At 54.0% G+C, this 20,195-nt stretch carries 17 protein-coding genes; 12 read left to right on the forward strand and 5 right to left on the reverse strand.

Going from position 1 to position 20,195, the window contains the following annotated elements; all coding sequences use genetic code 11:
• Nucleotides 1–226: 226 nt before the first annotated feature.
• From dnaK to J2125_RS14715, 3 genes are all read left to right on the forward strand, one after another.
• Complete coding sequence (dnaK, locus tag J2125_RS14705; protein ID WP_017800549.1) at nucleotides 227–2,140, forward strand: molecular chaperone DnaK; 1,914 nt, start codon at nucleotides 227–229, stop codon at nucleotides 2,138–2,140.
• Between the two features lie 154 nt (nucleotides 2,141–2,294).
• Nucleotides 2,295–3,434: a molecular chaperone DnaJ gene (dnaJ, locus tag J2125_RS14710; RefSeq protein WP_017800548.1), complete on the forward strand. Its 1,140-nt coding sequence runs from the start codon at nucleotides 2,295–2,297 to the stop codon at nucleotides 3,432–3,434.
• Between the two features lie 209 nt (nucleotides 3,435–3,643).
• Entirely contained in the window at nucleotides 3,644–3,934 is a 291-nt protein-coding gene (locus J2125_RS14715) for a Bor family protein (RefSeq protein ID WP_017800547.1), read from the forward strand.
• Between the two features lie 50 nt (nucleotides 3,935–3,984).
• Here the strand turns inward: J2125_RS14715 and J2125_RS14720 are convergent, their stop codons facing one another.
• The 4 genes from J2125_RS14720 to J2125_RS14735 form a co-directional block, all read right to left on the reverse strand.
• Nucleotides 3,985–5,184 (reverse strand): mandelate racemase/muconate lactonizing enzyme family protein, encoded by a 1,200-nt coding sequence (locus J2125_RS14720; RefSeq protein WP_017800546.1) that lies wholly within the window; start codon nucleotides 5,182–5,184, stop codon nucleotides 3,985–3,987.
• Entirely contained in the window at nucleotides 5,181–6,164 is a 984-nt protein-coding gene (locus tag J2125_RS14725) for a 2-hydroxyacid dehydrogenase (RefSeq protein WP_017800545.1), read from the reverse strand. The genes J2125_RS14720 and J2125_RS14725 overlap by 4 nt, the downstream gene beginning before the upstream one ends.
• Nucleotides 6,165–6,184: 20 nt before the next feature.
• Nucleotides 6,185–7,588: an MFS transporter gene (locus J2125_RS14730; protein WP_017800544.1), complete on the reverse strand. Its 1,404-nt coding sequence runs from the start codon at nucleotides 7,586–7,588 to the stop codon at nucleotides 6,185–6,187.
• A gap of 160 nt (nucleotides 7,589–7,748) precedes the next feature.
• Complete coding sequence (locus J2125_RS14735; RefSeq protein WP_198510882.1) at nucleotides 7,749–8,768, reverse strand: LacI family DNA-binding transcriptional regulator; 1,020 nt, start codon at nucleotides 8,766–8,768, stop codon at nucleotides 7,749–7,751.
• Nucleotides 8,769–8,970: 202 nt separating this feature from the next.
• On the opposite strand from J2125_RS14735, the gene nhaA reads away from it, so the two are divergent.
• Complete coding sequence (gene nhaA, locus J2125_RS14740; protein WP_017800542.1) at nucleotides 8,971–10,131, forward strand: Na+/H+ antiporter NhaA; 1,161 nt, start codon at nucleotides 8,971–8,973, stop codon at nucleotides 10,129–10,131.
• 99 nt (nucleotides 10,132–10,230) lie between these two features.
• On the forward strand, nucleotides 10,231–11,121 hold the full coding sequence (gene nhaR / locus J2125_RS14745) for a transcriptional activator NhaR (RefSeq protein ID WP_017800541.1): 891 nt from the start codon (nucleotides 10,231–10,233) through the stop codon (nucleotides 11,119–11,121).
• A 144-nt stretch (nucleotides 11,122–11,265) separates the two neighbouring features.
• On the opposite strand, the gene rpsT is transcribed toward nhaR, so the two are convergent.
• Nucleotides 11,266–11,529 (reverse strand): 30S ribosomal protein S20, encoded by a 264-nt coding sequence (rpsT, locus tag J2125_RS14750; protein ID WP_026111625.1) that lies wholly within the window; start codon nucleotides 11,527–11,529, stop codon nucleotides 11,266–11,268.
• A 319-nt stretch (nucleotides 11,530–11,848) separates the two neighbouring features.
• Between rpsT and ribF the strand changes: the two genes are divergently transcribed.
• From ribF to carA, 7 genes are all read left to right on the forward strand, one after another.
• Complete coding sequence (gene ribF / locus J2125_RS14755) at nucleotides 11,849–12,787, forward strand: bifunctional riboflavin kinase/FAD synthetase (RefSeq protein ID WP_026111624.1); 939 nt, start codon at nucleotides 11,849–11,851, stop codon at nucleotides 12,785–12,787.
• Between the two features lie 36 nt (nucleotides 12,788–12,823).
• Nucleotides 12,824–15,640 carry an isoleucine--tRNA ligase gene (gene ileS / locus J2125_RS14760; protein ID WP_017800537.1) on the forward strand — a complete coding sequence of 939 codons (2,817 nt, stop codon included), beginning with the start codon at nucleotides 12,824–12,826 and terminating at the stop codon, nucleotides 15,638–15,640.
• On the forward strand, nucleotides 15,640–16,146 hold the full coding sequence (gene lspA / locus J2125_RS14765) for a signal peptidase II (protein ID WP_017800536.1): 507 nt from the start codon (nucleotides 15,640–15,642) through the stop codon (nucleotides 16,144–16,146). The genes ileS and lspA overlap by 1 nt, the downstream gene beginning before the upstream one ends.
• A gap of 3 nt (nucleotides 16,147–16,149) precedes the next feature.
• The gene (gene fkpB / locus J2125_RS14770) at nucleotides 16,150–16,620 is read left to right on the forward strand and encodes an FKBP-type peptidyl-prolyl cis-trans isomerase (protein WP_017800535.1); all 471 of its coding nucleotides are present in this window, start codon (nucleotides 16,150–16,152) and stop codon (nucleotides 16,618–16,620) included.
• Entirely contained in the window at nucleotides 16,601–17,554 is a 954-nt protein-coding gene (gene ispH / locus J2125_RS14775; RefSeq protein WP_017800534.1) for a 4-hydroxy-3-methylbut-2-enyl diphosphate reductase, read from the forward strand. The genes fkpB and ispH overlap by 20 nt, the downstream gene beginning before the upstream one ends.
• A 197-nt stretch (nucleotides 17,555–17,751) precedes the next feature.
• Nucleotides 17,752–18,573, forward strand: a complete 822-nt coding sequence (gene dapB / locus J2125_RS14780; protein WP_209499505.1) for a 4-hydroxy-tetrahydrodipicolinate reductase — start codon at nucleotides 17,752–17,754, stop codon at nucleotides 18,571–18,573.
• Nucleotides 18,574–19,041: 468 nt separating this feature from the next.
• Nucleotides 19,042–20,184, forward strand: a complete 1,143-nt coding sequence (gene carA, locus J2125_RS14785; RefSeq protein ID WP_040462383.1) for a glutamine-hydrolyzing carbamoyl-phosphate synthase small subunit — start codon at nucleotides 19,042–19,044, stop codon at nucleotides 20,182–20,184.
• Nucleotides 20,185–20,195: the final 11 nt, after the last annotated feature.

A 20,195-nucleotide genomic window follows, 5' to 3' on the forward strand; every position in this document is an offset into this window, starting at 1 on the left:
TACTGACAGGCCCGCTGATGCGGGCCTGTTTTTTTTCATCAAAATGAAAATTTTTTTAGTTTTAACCCTTGATGCTGTCAGAAGCGGCCCCACTTACTTCTCATCCAATAGTTGTTGGACCGGAAAAAAAGCAGTTGTTGTTGGTTGAAATAACGCAATTCGCCCACATAACTGGTTCACAATCAGATTGATTACGAATTGACGAATTTAAGTAGGAGACGTTTAGATGGGTAAGATTATTGGTATTGACCTGGGTACAACCAACTCTTGTGTTGCGATTATGGATGGCGGCAAAGCTCGCGTGCTGGAAAATGCGGAAGGCGATCGCACCACTCCTTCAATCATTGCTTACACGCAGGATGGTGAGATTCTGGTAGGTCAGCCTGCTAAACGTCAGGCTGTGACCAACCCGCAGAACACCCTGTTCGCGATTAAGCGCCTGATTGGCCGTCGCTTCCAGGACGAAGAAGCACAGCGTGACCTGAAAATCATGCCTTACAAAATCATCGCAGCCGATAACGGCGATGCGTGGATTGACGTAAAAGGCCAGAAACTGGCGCCACCGCAGATTTCTGCGGAAGTGCTGAAGAAAATGAAGAAAACGGCGGAAGATTATCTGGGCGAACCAGTAACTGAAGCGGTTATCACTGTACCAGCTTACTTTAACGATGCTCAGCGTCAGGCAACGAAAGACGCCGGCCGTATCGCTGGTCTGGAAGTAAAACGTATCATTAACGAACCAACCGCCGCCGCACTGGCTTACGGTCTGGATAAAGAAGTTGGCAACCGCACTATCGCGGTTTACGACCTCGGCGGTGGTACTTTCGATATCTCCATCATTGAAATCGATGATGCTGATGGCGAAAAAACCTTCGAAGTGCTGGCGACCAACGGTGATACTCACCTCGGTGGTGAAGACTTCGACAGCCGCATGATTAACTACCTGGTGGCTGAGTTTAAGAAAGATCAGGGCATCGATCTGCACAACGATCCACTGGCGATGCAGCGTCTGAAAGAAGCCGCAGAGAAAGCGAAAATTGAGCTCTCTTCTGCTCAGCAGACCGACGTGAACCTGCCGTACATCACTGCTGATGCTACAGGTCCTAAACACCTGAACATCAAAGTGACTCGTGCGAAGCTGGAATCACTGGTTGAAGACCTGGTGGCACGCTCTATCGAACCACTGAAAGTGGCGTTGCAGGATGCGGGTCTGTCGGTTTCCGACATCAACGACGTGATCCTGGTCGGCGGTCAGACGCGTATGCCAATGGTTCAGGCGAAAGTGGCTGAGTTCTTTGGTAAAGAGCCGCGTAAAGATGTGAACCCGGACGAAGCGGTAGCGGTAGGTGCTGCAGTACAGGGTGGTGTTCTGGCGGGCGACGTGAAAGACGTGCTGCTGCTGGACGTAACCCCGCTGTCACTGGGTATCGAAACCATGGGCGGCGTGATGACTGCGCTGATCAACAAGAACACCACTATCCCGACGAAACACAGTCAGGTGTTCTCTACGGCGGAAGATAACCAGTCTGCGGTGACCATTCATGTGGTGCAGGGTGAGCGTAAACGTGCCGGTGATAACAAATCACTGGGTCAGTTTAACCTCGACGGCATCCAGGCTGCGCCGCGCGGTATGCCACAGATCGAAGTCACTTTCGACATCGATGCCGATGGTATCCTGCATGTGTCAGCGAAGGACAAAAACAGCGGTCGTGAGCAGAAGATCACCATCAAGGCTTCTTCTGGTCTGAACGAAGAAGAGATCGCGAAAATGGTGCGTGATGCTGAAGCTAACGCTGAAGCTGACCGTAAGTTCGAAGAGCTGGTGCAGGTACGTAACCAGGCCGATCATCTGTCGCACAGCACGCGTAAGCAGCTGGACGAAGCGGGCGATAAACTGCCAGCAGACGACAAAGCGCCGATTGAAGCGGCTCTGGCTGAGCTGAACACTGCGCTGAAAGGCGAAGATAAAGCTGAGATCGAAGCCAAAATGCAGGCGCTGATGGAAGTTTCCAGCAAGCTGATGGAATTTGCTCAGCAGCAGCAGGCTGGCGCTGGCGCCGATGCAGGCGACGCTTCTGCGAAGAAAGATGACGACGTTGTCGATGCTGAATTCGAAGAAGTAAAAGACGACAAAAAATAAGCCCTGAACGGAAAGGGGGGCAGTGATGGCCCCCCTACGGAGTTTCAGGTACCCGGCGTAATATTCAACCATTACAACGGGTAAAGGTAACCAGCACGGGCGTAGGAGATCTCTCCACGCCCGTGCACGCATGTTAAGGGCAGGACAAATAACAATGGCGAAAAGAGACTATTACGAGGTTTTAGGCGTTCCGAAATCTGCGGATGAGCGTGAAATCAAAAAGGCCTACAAACGCCTGGCAATGAAATTCCATCCTGACCGTAATCAGGAAAAGGATGCCGAAGGTAAATTTAAAGAAGTTAAGGAAGCCTACGAGATTCTGACCGATGCGCAGAAACGTGCGGCGTACGACCAGTACGGCCATGCAGCCTTTGAACAGGGCGGTATGGGCGGTGGTCATGGCGGCGGCGGTTTCGGCGGCGGCGGCGCTGACTTCAGTGATATCTTTGGCGACGTATTTGGCGATATCTTTGGTGGGGGACGCCGTCAGCGTGCCGCACGTGGCGCTGATTTACGCTACAACATGGAACTCTCGCTGGAAGAAGCAGTGCGCGGCGTGACCAAAGAGATCCGTATTCCTACCCTGGAAGAGTGTGACGTTTGCCACGGCAGCGGTGCGAAATCAGGGACGAAGCCGCAAACCTGTTCAACCTGTCATGGTGCTGGCCAGGTGCAGATGCGTCAGGGCTTCTTTACCGTGCAGCAGGCGTGTCCGACCTGTCACGGGCGTGGCTCGGTAATTAAAGATCCTTGTAACGCCTGCCATGGCCACGGCCGTGTCGAGAAGGCCAAAACGCTGTCGGTGAAAATCCCGGCGGGTGTTGATACCGGTGACCGTATTCGTCTGACCGGTGAAGGTGAAGCCGGTGAACACGGCGCGCCAGCAGGCGATCTCTACGTTCAGGTGCAGGTGAAGAAACACCCAATTTTTGAACGTGAAGATAATAACCTGTACTGCGAAGTGCCGATCAATTTCGCCATGGCTGCACTGGGTGGCGAGATTGCAGTGCCGACCCTTGATGGTCGCGTCAACCTGAAAGTACCGGCGGAAACGCAGACTGGTAAGCTGTTCCGCATGCGCGGTAAAGGTGTGAAATCCGTACGCGGCGGCGCTCAGGGCGACCTGCTGTGCCGTGTTGTGGTGGAAACGCCGGTTAGCCTGAATGACAAGCAGAAGGCACTGTTGCGCGAGCTGGAAGAGAGCTTCGGCGGTCCATCCGGCGAGAAAAACAGCCCACGCTCCAAAAGCTTCTTTGACGGTGTAAAAAAGTTTTTTGACGATTTAACCCGTTAATCTGCATTGCTCCCTGCCTGCGGCAGGGAGCAATTTCTGTTAATTATCCCTCCCCTGGCTTCATGCCGCTGATTGCCGTTCATTCTGACTATTGCTGTTTTGTCAGCACATTGTCAGGAATTGCACTATAAATGTTTCCTGTTGTTGCAATAGATTCCAGTTTGTTATCTGATGCCTGTGCAATTTTTCTAATGAATATAAGGACATTTATGAAAAAGTTTCTGGCAACTGCCGTATTTGCTCTGCTGTTAACCGGCTGTGCGCAGCAATCTTTCGTTTTGAAACAGAACCAGACTTCTGCACCGAAACAAGTTACTACTCATCATTTCTTTGTTTCTGGTATTGGCCAGAAAAAAACGCTGGATGCAGCCGCAATCTGTGGCGGCCAGGACAAAGTGGCGCGTGTAGAAACGCAGCAGACTTTTGTTAACGGCCTGCTGGGCGTGGTCACTTTCGGTATCTATACACCGCGTGAAGCTCGCGTGTATTGCTCACTGTAAGCGATCGCCAGAGGGAGCCGCTATCGGCGGCTCCCGTTCACGTAGTCCGGTTACAATCCCGAACTTCTTACCACCACATCCGCTCGCGCACGCAGCGCATCGCTCAGTGCAGTACCCAGTCCTGGCCCCTGCGGTGGTGATAACCAGCCGTTCTCCAGCGTCGGCAGCGTGCTGACCAGATCGCCATAGAATCCTGCCAGATAAGCGCGCACCACCTCCTGGAAAATCGCATTTGGCGATGATAAACCCAGATGCAATGACGCCATTAATACCACCGGACCGGTGCAGTCATGAGGCGCAATCGGCTTCTGATACGCTTCCGCCAGCGCAGCAATTTTTTTCGCTTCGGTGATCCCGCCGCACCATGACAGATCGAGCATCACATAATCGAGCGCATCAGCCGCCAGGTGATCGCGGAAATTACTGGTAGCCGCCAGCGTTTCACTGCCGCACACCGGTAATCCTGACAGCCGGCGATAATCCGCCAGCGCCTGCGGTGAATCCATTTTTATCGGATCCTCGGCCCAGAAAATATTCAGTTCGCGCAGCGGCTTAGCAATCGCCAGCGCACTGCTGGTATTCCATAACGAATGGAATTCGCACATCAGTTCAATGCGATCGCCCACTGCCCGGCGGATCTTTTCAAACGGCGCGATAGCTTTTTTAATATCGGCGCTGCTGATGTACTGGCCGCCGCTGGCGGCGGCAAAGCTGTCTGCCGGCCAGATCTTCATCGCGCTAAATCCTTCCTCAATCAGGCTTTGCGCCAGTTCGTCCGGACATTCGAGGAAAGCCACCTGGTCGTCGTAACGTCCGCTCGGTTTGCTGTCACCTTGCGCTATCACCCGCCGCTGCTCGCCCTGACTGTTAAAACTGACGCCAGCGCAGGTGTTGTAAGCGCGCATGCGGTCATGGCATAGCCCGCCCAGCAGCTGATACAGCGGCTGGTTAAGCGATTTCCCCAACAGATCCCACAGCGCGATATCAATTGCGGATGCCGCGCGCGTTTCCACGCCCGAACCGTTAAAGCCCAGATAGCCGCGCAGCAGGGTGCGATTATGCCGCTCAATCTGTCCGGCCTCCTTGCCCAGCAGCAGGGGCGCCGAGACGGAGTGGATATAGGCTTCCACCGCTTCTGCGCCACGAAAGGTTTCGCCCAGACCGACCAGTCCCTCATCGGTATGGATCTCCACCCACAGCAGGTTCGCGAGGCTTTTAACCCGGGTGGTTTCAATACGGGTGATTTTCATTGCTGCGCCTTACCGTGGACAAGATTGTTAAACGGGCGATGCTGTTGCAGACGCTGGATATTATCGGCGATTAACGCATAGCGGCGGGCAAACAGACCGGTGGTCCAGCCGGAGATGTGCGGTGTGCAGACCGCATTTGGCAGCTGTTCAAAACGGTAGTGCGCTGGCGCGACCTGGTCACTGCTGCCCGCCGGGTACTGATACCAGACGTCGAGAAAAGCGCGGGAGATTTTTTGCTGCTCCAGCGCTTCATACAGCGCCTGCTCATTGACCACGGCGGCGCGGGCAATATTAATCAGCACCGCATCAGCGCGCATCGCATCCAGTTGCGCGTGGCCAAAGGAGTCGCGCGTTTTATCATTGAGCGGGCAGGAGAGCACCACATAATCGGCGCGCGGCAGATGCTCCAGCAATGTATCCGGATGCCAGGCTTCATCCGCCGGACCCTCCACTTTGCCATCCTGCGCATGGCCGGAAATGGCTATCACCCGTACGCCAAACGCCTGAGCGCGGCTGGCGATCGCCTGGCCAATGCGGCCAAAGCCGACAATCAGCAGCGTGCGGCCATAAAGTTCGCCGCGCGGCGTGCGTGACAGATAGGTTTCTGACCAGTGCTGACTGTCAAAGCTGGCGCGCAGCGTCACCAGCCGCACCTCATGCTGTAGCATCGCGGCAAGGGTATATTCCGCCATCGGGATTTCATGTTCATAGACATTACAGACGCTGCAATCGGCTGGCAGTGCGGCAAAGTCGATCCCGTCCAGCCCGGCGCCGGGAACGTGCAGCAGACGGAACGCCGGAGGCGGGGTTTTACGCTGAAAACGCATCGCGACCAGCACATCCGCGCCGTCAATCTGGTCGTCCCATTGTGCAGACTCATGAGCTTCACGGGGGAGGGCAATAAACTCGGCGGGGAAATCGAGTGCCTGCGCAATCTCCTGCTGGTGAGTGGCCGCTTCGCCGATCATGACAATCTTCATGGTGATTTCCTTGTAAATAATTAATGAACAATCAGTGATTTTTTCAGTTCAAGGCGCTTAATTGGCCCGACCACCAGCAGATAACAGACAATCGCCCCCAGCGCATTGGCCGCCACAAAGGAGAGGGCGATAGAGAAGTTGCCCGCTTCGTTCACCAGGTAGCCGATAATAATGGGGGTGGTGATACCGGCGATATTACCAATGCCGTTAAACAGCGAACCGGCGAGGCCACTGGCCTGCTTTGGCACCACATCTGACATCACGCCCCAGCCCTGGGCGCCAAAACCTTTGCCAAAGAAGGCCATCGCCATAATCGCCACGATCAGCCATTCGGTATCGAGGTAGTTACAGATAATCATGGTGGTAGAGAGCAGCATGCCAAATACGATTGGAATCTTGCGCGCCCAGGTAATTGAGACACCGTTTTTAATCAGGCGATCAGACACCACGCCGCCCAGCACGCCGCCGATAAAGCCGCAGATCGCCGGGATCACCGCGATAAAGCCGGTTTTCAGGATCGACATGCCGCGATCCTGCACCAGATAGATCGGGAACCAGGTCAGAAAGAAGTAGGTCAGGGTGGTTACGCAGTACTGGCCGATCAGAATCCCCAGCATCATTCGGCTGGAAAGAATTTCACGCACGCAGGGCCAGGTGGCGACCGTTGGTTTTGCCGGTTGTCCTTGCTGGTGCCTGCTGTCCATATCCACCAGCGCACCGCCCGCGGTGATGTAATCCAGCTCGCTTTGGTTAATCCGCGGATGCTCTTTCGGCATAAACATCACCCGCAGCCAGATCAGCGTCAGCAGCATGCCGAGGGTGCCCATCATCAGATAGACATACTGCCAGCCAAAGCGCTGGGTGACCCAACCCATCACCGGCGCAAACACCACGGTGGCAAAGTAGGAGGCTGAGGTAAACAGTGCTGAGGTGGTGCCGCGTTCCGAGGCCGGGAACCAGGTGGCGACAATCCGGCTATTGCCGGGGAAGGCCGGGGCTTCCGCCAGACCAATCAGAATGCGCAGCACAAACAGCGCGGTAATGCCGATTACCGCTGGCAGGCCAGCGACAAATCCCATACTGAAGGTCAGAATCGACCAGAGGAAAATACTGATGGCGTATACCCGGCGTGAGCCGTAGCGATCCAGCAGGCGGCCGCCAGGGATCTGAGCAATCACATAGGTCCACGCAAAGGCGGAAAACATATAGCCCAGGGTGACGGAAGAGAGACCAAAGCTGGATTTAATGGCGGTACCAGTAATCGACAGGGTCGCCCGGTCGGCATAGTTCATCGCGGTCATAAAAAACAGCATCACCATAATGCCATAACGTACGCGGGTGGCTTTTAACGCTGTCGCCGTAGTGGAAATGGTTGCGCTACCATTTTTATATGTAGTTTCATGGGGTGAGGTATTTTGTGACATGATTTATTCCAGTATTTCATTGATAGTAATGATTTAATATCAAATCAGCCCGTATATGGTTGCGCAACCATTAGAGCTGAATACTGAGCAGTGACTGACTGCCTTGCAAGCATCAGCAGTGAAAAATGGGAGCCAGGCGACAAATATTGTTGCTTGTTAATCAACCGTTAAAGGTGCTGTCGCGATCGATAATCGTGAAGCCAATATCGCGATAAATCGCCGCCGCATCATCGCCTTTCAGCCGATCAAGCAGGGCGCTGGCGGCCAGCTGGCCGATCTTTTTGCCATCGATTTTGACCGTCGAAAGCGGGGGGAAGGTATGGGCGGCAAAATTCATATCACCAAAGCCAAATACTGCAATCTCCTGCGGCACTTTAATGCCGCGGCTGGCGGCTTCGGTTAGTACGCCATGGGCAATGGTATCGGAAGTGCAGACCACCATCAGCGGACGCGGCGTACTGGTCAGCAGCGCGCTCAGGCCTTCACGCCCTTGTTGCAGCGTTGGCAGGCCGGAGAAGTAGTGCTGCTGCACATCGTGAATGCCATTGGCATTCAGCGTATGGATAAAGGATTTGGCGCGCAGCGAACCACGCGGATCGTCCACCGACAGCAAGGCAAAATGGCGGTAATTTTTCGCCAGCAGATGCAGTGCGATGGCCCGCCCGGTGTCTTCATGGGAAAAGCCAATCAGCATATCGATCGGATCCGGCGAAATATCCCAGGTCTCAACCACCGGCACCCGGGTGGCGCGCAGCCGCTTACGGCTGTCTTCGGTGTGCAGGGTGCCGGTAAGGATAATGCCATCAGGACGGCGGCTGAGGATCACTTCCAGCAGCTCCTGCTCATGCTGTGCCTGATAGCCCGAGGTTCCCAGCAGTACCTGGTAATCGGCAGCCGCCAGTTTTTCAGCAATCGCCTGGAAGGTATCGGAAAAAATCGGATTGGTGAGCATTGGCACAATCACCGCCACCAGACGACTGCGATTAGAGGCCAGCGCACCGGCGATCTGATTGCGTACAAAACCGGTTTCCTCAATCACCCGCCGCACTTTTTCCAGCGTCGCGGGTTTTACCTGCGCCGGCTGATTAAGCACGCGTGAGACGGTAATCGGCGCAACCCCCGCCAGTCTGGCGACGTCAGCTATGGTCATGCCTGATTGCGAGCTGTGTTTCATTGCCATTAACGGGTCACCACAGGAGAACGAAGAGGCATTCTATAGTTAATGTTTTTGACCAGCAACCGAGCGACAGCGTTTTGCGCCTGGCGTTATGTTTCGGTAATTTCGAGCATTAAGCCATAAATAAACTGTTATTTTCGAGTCTTTAAACGGCGTATGCTGGTTAACAGATACTGAAACATGTAACACACAGGAATTAAATAATATGCTCTTTCACATCAGGCGTTTGCTAAACAATGAGGCCACCAGCGGGGTGGTACTGATTCTGGCCGCCGCGCTGGCGATGATTCTGGCGAATAATACTGCGACTCAACAAGGCTATCTGGCGCTGCTGGCGACGCCGGTTGAATTCCGCTTTGGCGCACTGGATGTCAGCAAAAATCTGCTGCTGTGGATCAATGATGCGCTGATGGCGCTGTTCTTCCTGATGATTGGTCTGGAAGTGAAGCGCGAGCTGATGGTGGGGGCATTAGCCAGCCGCGATCGGGCGATATTCCCGCTGATTGCCGCCCTTGGCGGCATGGTGGCGCCGGGACTGCTGTTCCTCGCGTTTAACGGTGGTGATGAGGTGACGCGCAGCGGCTGGGCGATCCCGACCGCTACCGATATCGCTTTTGCGTTAGGTATTCTGGCGTTACTGGGAAGCCGGGTGCCACCGGCGCTAAAAATTTTCCTGATGGCGCTGGCGATTATCGACGATCTCGGTGCGATTATTATTATTGCGCTGTTCTACACCAGCGAGTTGTCGATGGTGGCGCTCGGCGTCGCCGCTGCGGCGATTGCGTTGCTGGCGCTGCTGAATATGGCTAATGTGCGCAGCACCTCGCTCTATCTGCTGATAGGGATAGTGTTGTGGGTGGCGGTATTAAAATCTGGCGTGCATGCCACCCTCGCCGGGGTGATTGTCGGTTTCTTTATTCCACTGGCGAAGAAAGAGGGGCATTCACCTGCGGAGGAGCTGGAGCACGGGCTGCATCCGTGGGTCAGCTGGCTGATTCTGCCGCTGTTTGCTTTCGCTAATGCCGGTGTGGTGCTGGACGGCATTTCCGCTGGCGATATGTTCTCGCTGCTGCCACTGGGGATTATGGTTGGTTTACTGATTGGCAAACCGCTGGGGATTACCCTGTTTTGCTGGCTGGCGGTTAAATCTGGTCTGGCGAAACTGCCGCAGGGCACCAGTATGTCAAATATTGTCGCCGTCGGCGTACTGTGCGGAATCGGATTTACCATGTCGATCTTTATTGCCACGCTGGCCTATGGCGATATCGACCCGGCCCTGATTACACTTGCCAAGCTGGGCATTCTGATTGGCTCCATCGCTTCGGCTGTGGTGGGCTACCTGCTGCTGCGCGTTAAACTAAAATAAACGTCAAACCTGTTCCGGCAGGTTTGTCGCGTTTTTTGCGCCCGCTTATCGGTTAAGCTGGCGCTATATTGCGGCTGACACAGGAGCGCATCGGTGCGTATGTCTCATATTAATTACAACCACCTCTACTACTTCTGGCAGGTGTGCAAAGAAGGATCGATTGTGGGTGCTGCCGAAGCCCTGTTTTTGACGCCGCAAACCATTACCGGACAAATAAAAGCACTGGAAGATCGTTTGCAGGGCAAGTTGTTTAAGCGTCAGGGGCGTGGTGTGGTGCCTTCGGAGCTGGGACAGCTGGTGTTTCGTTATGCCGATCGCATGTTTACCCTGAGTCAGGAGATGCTGGATATCGTCAACTACCGCAAGGAGTCGAACCTGTTGTTTGATGTCGGTGTGGCGGATGCGTTATCGAAGCGGCTGGTGAGCCAGGTACTGGAAACCGCGGTGCGGGATGATGAAAAAATTCATCTGCGCTGTTATGAGTCGACCCATGAAATGCTGCTGGAGCAGTTGAGTCAGCATAAGCTGGATATGATCCTCTCAGATTGTCCGATCGATTCCACGCAGCAGGAAGGGCTGTTCTCGGTCAAACTTGGCGAGTGTGGCATCAGTTTCTGGTGTACGCGCCCGCTTCCTGACAAAAGCTTTCCCGCCTGCCTTGAGCAGCGACGTTTGCTGATCCCCGGACGGCGTTCGATGCTTGGTCGCAGGTTGCTGAACTGGTTTCATTCACAGGGGCTGCAGGTGGAGATTCTTGGTGAATTTGATGATGCCGCGTTAATGAAGGCGTTTGGCGCCTCGAACAATGCGATTTTTGTCGCGCCGTCGCTGTATGGGCAGGATATCTATAGTGATGATGAGATCGTTGAGATTGGTCGTATTGATAATGTTACTGAAGAGTATCACGTGATTTTTGCTGAGCGCATGATCCAGCACCCGGCGGTGCAGCGCATCTGCAACAAAGATTTTACCGCGTTGTTTCCCGCCTGAAATTATCAACAGGGGCGGCGAAAACGCCGCCCCTACGAAGATCTGATGTAGGGGCGGCGTTTTCGCCGCCCGTAGTGGGTAAAAAAAAGCATAAAAAAACCGGCGCAGGCGCCGGTTCTTTCAAAGCCGATTAACAAATTAGCATTAAGCCAGTTTGTTGATCTGTGCAGTCAGGTTTGACTTATGACGTGCAGCTTTGTTCTTGTGGATCAGGCCTTTACTAGCCTGACGGTCCACAATTGGTTGCATTTCGTTAAATGCTTTCAGAGCAACTTCTTTATCGCCAGCAGCGATGGCCGCGTATACTTTCTTAATGAAAGTACGCATCATTGAGCGGTTGCTTGCGTTATGCTTACGACGCTTCTCAGATGTTACGGCGCGTTTCTTAGCTGATTTGATATTAGCCAAGGTCCAACTCCCAAATATATTCTATTGAGGACAATTCAAAGGCCGTGGAATATGCCTTTTCAGCCTTCGTTTGTCAATGGATTTGTGCAAATAAGCGCCGTTTAAAATGACGACACTTGATTACGTTGTGATGGCGCAGGATTCTACCAGCATCGTGGGGATGAATACAGTCTTTCCCAATAAAATTGTCTGATATCTGACTCACTGGCCGCCATCTTACTGAAATTGCCCCCAGAATGCCGTAAAGGGATCAATCGCGGGTTAACCTTAACCGCTGTACAAGGTATAATCCGCCGATTTCCACAAATTTGAGCCAGCCATGAAGTTTATCCGCGGCATACATAATCTCAGAGAGCAGCATCGCGGCTGCGTGCTGACCATAGGTAACTTTGACGGCGTGCATCGCGGTCATCAGTCTCTGCTGGCGCGTCTGTGCACAGAAGGGCGTAAACGTGGCTTACCGGTCATGGTGATGCTGTTTGAGCCGCAGCCACTGGAGCTTTTTGCCGCCGACAAGGCGCCAGCGCGTCTGACGCGTTTGCGTGAAAAAGTGCGTTATCTGGCCGAAGCGGGTGTCGATGCGGTGCTTTGCGTGCGCTTTGACCGCCGTTTCGCTGCACAGACTGCGCAAAGCTTTGTTGCCGATCTGCTGGTAAACAAGCTCGGCGTGCAGCTGCTGGCGGTAGGCGATGATTTCCGTTTTGGCGCTGGTCGCCAGGGGGATTTCCTGTTATTACAGAAAGCGGGCGTCGAATATGGCTTTGATGTCATCAGCACCCAGACATTCTGCGATGACGGTAAGCGTATTAGCAGCACCGCGGTGCGTCAGGCGCTGGCGGAGGATAATCTGGCGCTGGCGCAGTCGCTTTTGGGGCATCCCTTCAGTATTTCTGGCCGGGTGGTGCATGGCGATGCGCTGGGACGCACCATCGGTTTTCCGACGGCGAATATTCCGCTACGGCGTTCAGTTTCGCCGGTTAAAGGGGTGTATGCCGTTGAAGTTTATGGCCTTGCTGAGCAGCCGTTGCCCGGCGTGGCCAATATAGGTACCCGCCCGACCGTTGCCGGGTTACGTCAGCAGTTAGAAGTTCATCTGCTGGACGTTGCAATGAACCTGTACGGACGCCATATCGATGTGGTGCTCTGTCAAAAAATTCGCAGCGAGCAGCGATTCGCATCGCTTGACGCGCTAAAAGAGCAAATTGCTAAAGATGTGGTGACTGCCCGAAACTTTTTTGGGCTACCAACACCGGTTTAAGAACCGACGAAACCGACATACGGAACCGAGAATCTGATGAGTGACTATAAATCTACCCTGAATTTGCCGGAAACGGGGTTCCCGATGCGTGGCGATCTGGCCAAACGCGAACCGGGAATGCTGCAACGTTGGTATGCTGACAATCTGTACGGCATCATCCGCGAAGCCAAAAAAGGGAAAAAAACCTTTATTCTGCACGATGGCCCTCCTTACGCGAACGGCAGTATTCATATTGGTCACTCAGTTAACAAGATTCTGAAAGACATTATTGTGAAGTCCAAAGGCATGGCTGGCTATGATTCGCCGTATGTGCCGGGCTGGGACTGTCACGGTTTGCCAATCGAACATAAAGTTGAGCAGATGATCGGTAAGCCGGGCGAGAAAGTGAGCGCGGCTGAGTTCCGTGCTGCCTGCCGCAAATATGCCGCTGAGCAGGTTGAAGGTCAGAAAGCTGACTTTATCCGTCTTGGCGTACTCGGTGACTGGGACCGTCCTTATCTGACGATGAACTTCCAGACCGAAGCCAATATCATCCGTGCGCTGGGTAAAATCATCGGCAATGGCCACCTGCATAAAGGCGCCAAGCCGGTGCACTGGTGTCTGGACTGCCGTTCCGCGCTGGCGGAAGCGGAAGTGGAGTATATCGATAAAACCTCCCCTTCGATTGACGTGATGTTTAATGCGGTGGATAGCGCTGCGGTGAGCGCCAGATTTGGCGCCGCCAGCGTTAATGGCCCGGTTGCGCTGGTGATCTGGACCACCACCCCGTGGACCATGCCAGCTAACCGCGCGATCTCACTGCATCCGGAATTTGAATACCAGCTGGTGCAGATTGATGGTAAGGCGCTGATCCTCGCCAAAGATCTGGTTGAGAGTGTCATGAAACGCGCTGGCGTCAGCGAGTGGACGGTGCTGGGCAGCACTACCGGCGCTGAGCTGGAACTGATGCGTTTCCAGCATCCCTTCCTTGGCTTTGATGTGCCAGTGGTACTCGGCGAGCATGTTACCCTGGACGCCGGTACCGGTGCGGTGCATACCGCCCCTGGTCACGGCCCGGATGACTATGTTATCGGGCAGAAATATGGTCTGGAAACCGCTAACCCGGTCGGTCCGGACGGCACCTATATCACCGGTACTTATCCAACGCTGGATGGCGTGCAGGTATTTAAAGCCAACGATATGATTGTTGAGCTGCTACGTGAGCATGGCGCGCTGCTGCATGTGGAGAAAATGTTCCACAGCTATCCGCACTGCTGGCGCCACAAAACGCCGATCATCTTCCGTGCTACGCCACAGTGGTTTATCAGCATGGATCAGAAAGGCCTGCGCGCGCAGTCGCTGAAAGAGATCAAAGGCGTGCAGTGGATCCCGGACTGGGGCCAGGCGCGTATCGAATCAATGGTCGCCAACCGTCCTGACTGGTGTATCTCGCGTCAGCGTACCTGGGGCGTGCCGATGGCGCTGTTCGTCCATAAAGAGACCGAGCAGCTGCATCCGCGCTCCCTTGAGCTGATGGAAGCGGTGGCTAAACGGGTCGAAGTGGATGGCATTCAGGCGTGGTGGGATCTGGACAGCAAAGATCTGCTGGGCGATGACGCTAATGACTATGTAAAAGTGCCTGATACGCTGGATGTGTGGTTTGACTCCGGCTCTACCCATTCGTCTGTTGTCGATGTGCGCCCTGAGTTTGGCGGCCATAGCGCGGATATGTATCTGGAAGGTTCGGATCAGCATCGTGGCTGGTTTATGTCTTCACTGATGATTTCTACCGCGATGAAAGGCAAAGCGCCTTATCGTCAGGTACTGACCCACGGCTTCACCGTCGATGGTCAGGGCCGTAAAATGTCAAAATCTATCGGTAACACCGTCAGCCCGCAGGATGTGATGAATAAGCTGGGTGGCGATATTCTGCGTCTGTGGGTGGCATCAACCGATTACACCGGCGAAATGGCGGTATCGGACGAAATTCTGAAACGTTCTGCCGACTCTTATCGTCGTATCCGTAATACCGCGCGTTTCCTGCTGGCCAATCTGAATGGCTTCAATCCGGAAACCGATATGGTGAAAGCGGAAGAGATGGTGTTGCTGGACCGCTGGGCGGTAGGTCGCGCTAAAGCCGCACAGGAAGATATCATTGCTTCTTACGCCAGCTATGATTTCCATGAAGTGGTGCAACGCCTGATGCAGTTCTGTTCGGTTGAGATGGGCTCCTTCTATCTGGATATCATCAAAGACCGTCAGTACACCGCAAAAGCCGATGGCCTGGCGCGTCGTAGCTGTCAGACCGCACTTTGGTATATCGCTGAAGCGCTGGTGCGCTGGATGGCGCCGATCATGTCGTTTACCGCGGATGAGATCTGGGCTTACCTGCCAGGCAAACGTGCGCAGTATGTGTTTACTGAAGAGTGGTTCGACGGCCTGTTTGGCGTGGCGGATAATGAGCCGATGAATGACGCTTTCTGGAGCGATCTGTTGCAGGTTCGTGGTGAAGTTAACCGTGTGATTGAGCAGGCGCGTGCGGATAAGCGTATCGGTGGATCGCTGGAAGCGACGGTTACGCTGTATGCCGACGCGGAGCTGGCGCAGAAACTGACCAGTCTCGGTGACGAGTTGCGCTTTGTCCTGCTGACGTCCGGTGCGCTGGTGGCGGATTACAGCCTGGCCACTGCTGAAGCTCAGCAGAGTGAAGCAGTAAAAGGTCTGAAAATTGCGCTGCACAAAGCAGAAGGCGAGAAATGTCCACGCTGCTGGCATTACACTACTGACGTCGGTCAGAATCCGGAGCACGCAGAAGTTTGCGGTCGCTGTGTCACTAACGTCGCCGGAAACGGCGAACAGCGTAAGTTTGCCTGATGCGTAAGCCACTTTTATCGACCGGATTGCGCTGGCTGTGGCTGGTGCTGGTAGTGATCGTTATCGACTTCGGTAGCAAGCAATGGATTATGGATAATCTGATGCTGCACCAGTCGATGCCGATTATGCCGTACTTTAACTTCTTCTATGCCCACAACTACGGCGCGGCATTCAGTTTCCTCGCTGATAAAGGTGGCTGGCAACGCTGGTTCTTCGCCGGTATTGCGGTGGCGATAGTGGTGGCGCTGCTGGTGATGATGTATCGCACATCCGCCAGCCAGAAGCTTAATAATATTGCTTACGCGCTGATTATTGGCGGCGCGTTGGGCAACCTGTTTGATCGTTCGTATCACGGCTTTGTGGTCGATTTTATCGACTTCTATGTTGGCGACTGGCATTTTGCCACCTTCAATATTGCCGACTGCGGCATCTGTATTGGCGCAGCGCTGATCGTTCTGGAGGGATTTTTGACCCCTTCGGGAAAGCAGGCTAAACAGAAAGGGTAAGGCATGACTGATTCTGTACAGCGCGATAGCGCGGTGCTGGTGCATTTCACGTTGAAGCTGGAAGATGGCTCAACGGCGGAGTCGACGCGTGCCAATGGTAAACCGGCGCTGTTCCGTCTTGGCGACGGCAGTTTGTCGGCAGGACTGGAGGAGGCGTTGCTGGGGCTGAAGGCTGGCGCTAAGCATAACTTCAGCCTGCCGCCGGAGTCTGCGTTTGGTGCGGCCAGCCCGGATATGATTCAGTATTTCTCGCGCCGTGACTTTGCGCAGGCGGGGGAGCCGGAGCCTGGTGCTATTATGCTGTTTACCGGCATGGGTGGCAGCGAAATGCCGGGGGTGATCCGTGAGGTTTCCGGTGATTCGATCACCGTTGACTTTAATCATCCTCTGGCCGGACGCACCATTCAGTTTGATATCGAAGTGCTGGAGATCGATCCGGTACTGGAGGGGAACCATGCAAATCCTGTTGGCTAACCCGCGTGGTTTTTGTGCGGGTGTGGATCGGGCTATCAGCATCGTCGAGCGCGCGCTGGAGATGTATGGCGCGCCAATCTATGTACGCCATGAAGTGGTGCATAACCGCTATGTGGTCAATAGCCTGCGCGAGCGCGGGGCGATCTTTATTGAAGAGATCACCGAAGTGCCGGATGGTTCGATCCTGATTTTCTCGGCGCATGGCGTGTCTCAGGCGGTACGTGCTGAAGCGCGCGCGCGCGATTTGACCATGCTGTTTGATGCCACCTGCCCGCTGGTGACCAAAGTGCATATGGAAGTGGCGCGCGCCAGTCGTAAAGGCACTGAGGCGATTCTGATTGGCCACGCCGGTCACCCGGAAGTGGAAGGCACCATGGGCCAGTACAGCAACCCTGCTGGCGGCATGTATCTGGTCGAGTCGCCGTCTGATGTCGATAAATTGCAGGTGAAGGATGAACAGAACCTGTGCTTTATGACGCAGACCACATTATCGGTGGATGATACTTCGGATGTGATTGATGCGCTGCGTCAGCGCTTCCCGAAAATCGTCGGGCCGCGCAAAGATGATATCTGTTATGCCACAACCAACCGACAGGAAGCGGTGCGCAGCCTGGCGCAGGATGCTGATGTGGTGCTGGTGGTTGGCTCGAAAAACTCTTCCAACTCTAATCGTCTGGCCGAGCTGGCGCAGCGTGCCGGTAAACTGGCGCGGCTGATCGACTCTGCGGATGATATTAAGGAAGAGTGGATCAAAGGCGTCAGTTGTGTGGGCGTGACCGCCGGTGCTTCCGCGCCGGATATTCTGGTGCAGGAAGTGATCAGCCGCCTGCGTCAGTTTGGCGGTGAAGTCGCCATCGAGCTGATTGGCCGCGAAGAGAATATTGTCTTTGAAGTGCCGAAAGAACTGCGCGTTGATATCAAGCAGGTCGATTAACCGATTTACATGGGCGGCGTTCTCGTCGCCCGTGCTTATGATTCCCCCCGAACATTCCCTTCCCGCGATTTGTTTTACTGATAATCCCTGCCCGCTGGCGTAAAATTCTAATTATGTAATGAATATTGTGGCGGTATTGTAGCCGCCTCGTTAACCTTATCGTCGCTTGCAGGCACAGAAATTCCAGGGACATAAATATGAGTCATTCAGAAATCCGTATTGCTATCGTGGGCGCCGCCGGGCGTATGGGACGTCAGCTGATTCAGGCGACGCAACAGGCTGAAGGTGTGCGCCTGGGCGCTGCACTGGCGCGTAGCGGCTCTTCGCTGGTGGGGAGTGATGCGGGTGAGTTAGCCGGGACTGGCGCTATCGGTATCAAGGTCAGCGACAACCTCGAAGCAGTGGTTAATGATTTCGATATTCTGATCGATTTCACCCGCCCGGAAGGAACGCTGGAGTACCTGGCTTTCTGCCGTCAGCACCAGAAGGCGATGGTGATCGGCACCACCGGATTTGACGACGCAGGTAATGCGGCGATTAAGCAGGCTTCAGCTGATATTGGCATCGTATTCGCGGCTAACTTTAGCGTTGGCGTTAACCTGGTGCTGAAGCTGCTGGAAAAAGCAGCAAAAGTAATGGGCGACTATGCCGATATAGAAATTGTCGAAGCGCATCACCGCCATAAAGTGGATGCGCCATCAGGCACCGCGCTGGCAATGGGTGAAGCGATTGCTGATGCAATGGACTGGGATCTTAAACAACATGCGGTTTACGCCCGTGAAGGTTTTACCGGCGAGCGTAAGGCGCAAACCATCGGATTCGCCACAGTCAGGGCTGGTGATATCGTTGGTGAGCATACTGCGATGTTTGCTGATATCGGCGAGCGGGTAGAGATTACCCACAAGGCTTCCAGCCGTATGACCTTTGCCAGCGGTGCGGTTCGTGCTGCTCAATGGCTTAATGACCGTAAAAGCGGTCTTTATGATATGCGTGATGTGCTTGATTTAGAGAGTTTGTAAAGTGTTGCGACCATCGTGATGTGGTTATTTCAATCATAAGGTTATGATTGGTAGGGTAATAATTTTATTGCCCTTTTTTATTTGTTAAAAACAGATGGTTTTTATTGTTTTTCATATTAACTGGTTGAAATAGTCATTTTTATACCTTCGCTGAGTGGCAAAAAACGTATTTTTGACCATTTGGTCTGGTTTTTCGTACTCACTGAACCTTTTTTTATTTCATTTCACCAGGCAACCGGTTTTATCAGCCGGATATCACTTGTTTTCAGCATGAATCTTCCGAGTTTCCTTCCAGTTGGCTAAAAAAGTATGAAAAACTCACTCTCAGGGTAGACAATGGGCAGGGCGATCATTAGAATGCGCGCAATTTGCCGAAAATCGACATCTCAGGCGGTTTTTGCATTGATTCATGGCCGTATTATGAATTAATATGCAGATATTGTGACTGTTTATTCCCTGGAGGACGTTTTGATTAAGTCAGCGCTATTGGTTCTGGAAGACGGAACCCAATTCCACGGTCGGGCCATTGGGGCAGAAGGATCGGCAGTGGGTGAAGTTGTTTTCAACACTTCAATGACCGGTTATCAAGAAATCCTCACAGATCCTTCCTATTCCCGCCAGATCGTCACTCTTACTTATCCCCATATCGGCAATGTCGGCACCAATGCTGCTGACGAAGAATCCTCCCAGGTACATGCGCAAGGCCTCGTTATTCGTGACCTGCCGCTGATCGCCAGCAACTTCCGTAATGAAGAAGGGCTGTCTGCGTACCTGAAGCGTCATAATATTGTCGCGATTGCTGATATCGATACCCGTAAGCTGACCCGTTTGCTGCGTGAGAAAGGCGCCCAGAACGGCTGCATCATTGCTGGTGACGCGCCGGATGCCGGACTGGCGCTGCAAAAAGCGCAAGCCTTCCCTGGTCTTAAAGGCATGGACCTGGCGAAAGAAGTGACCACGCAGGAGTCTTACAGCTGGCTGCAAGGCAGCTGGACGCTGGAAGAGGGCCTGCCAGCGCAGCGCAGTGACCTGCCATTCCACGTCGTGGCGTACGATTATGGCGCGAAACGCAATATCCTGCGTATGCTGGTGGATCGCGGCTGCCGCCTGACGGTTGTTCCGGCGCAGACCTCTGCGGATGAAGTGCTGAAACTCAATCCGGACGGTATCTTCCTGTCAAACGGCCCGGGCGACCCGGAGCCATGTGACTACGCTATCAGCGCCATCAAGTCATTCCTCGAAACCGATATCCCGGTATTTGGCATCTGTCTGGGCCACCAGCTGCTGGCGCTGGCCAGCGGCGCGAAGACGGTGAAAATGAAACTGGGTCACCACGGCGGTAACCATCCGGTGAAAGACCTGGATAACGACCGCGTGATGATCACCGCTCAGAACCACGGTTTTGCGGTTGATGAGAGCAATATGCCGGCTAACCTGCGTGTGACGCATAAATCGCTGTTTGACCATACGGTGCAGGGGATTCACCGCACCGATAAAGCAGCGTTCAGCTTCCAGGGACACCCTGAAGCCAGCCCGGGGCCAGCCGATGCGGCGCCGCTGTTCGATCACTTTATCGAACTGATCGAAGCTTACCGTTCAACCGCGAAATAATCAGGAGCGAC

Source organism: Winslowiella toletana, assembly GCF_017875465.1.
GTDB lineage: Bacteria > Pseudomonadota > Gammaproteobacteria > Enterobacterales > Enterobacteriaceae > Erwinia > Erwinia toletana.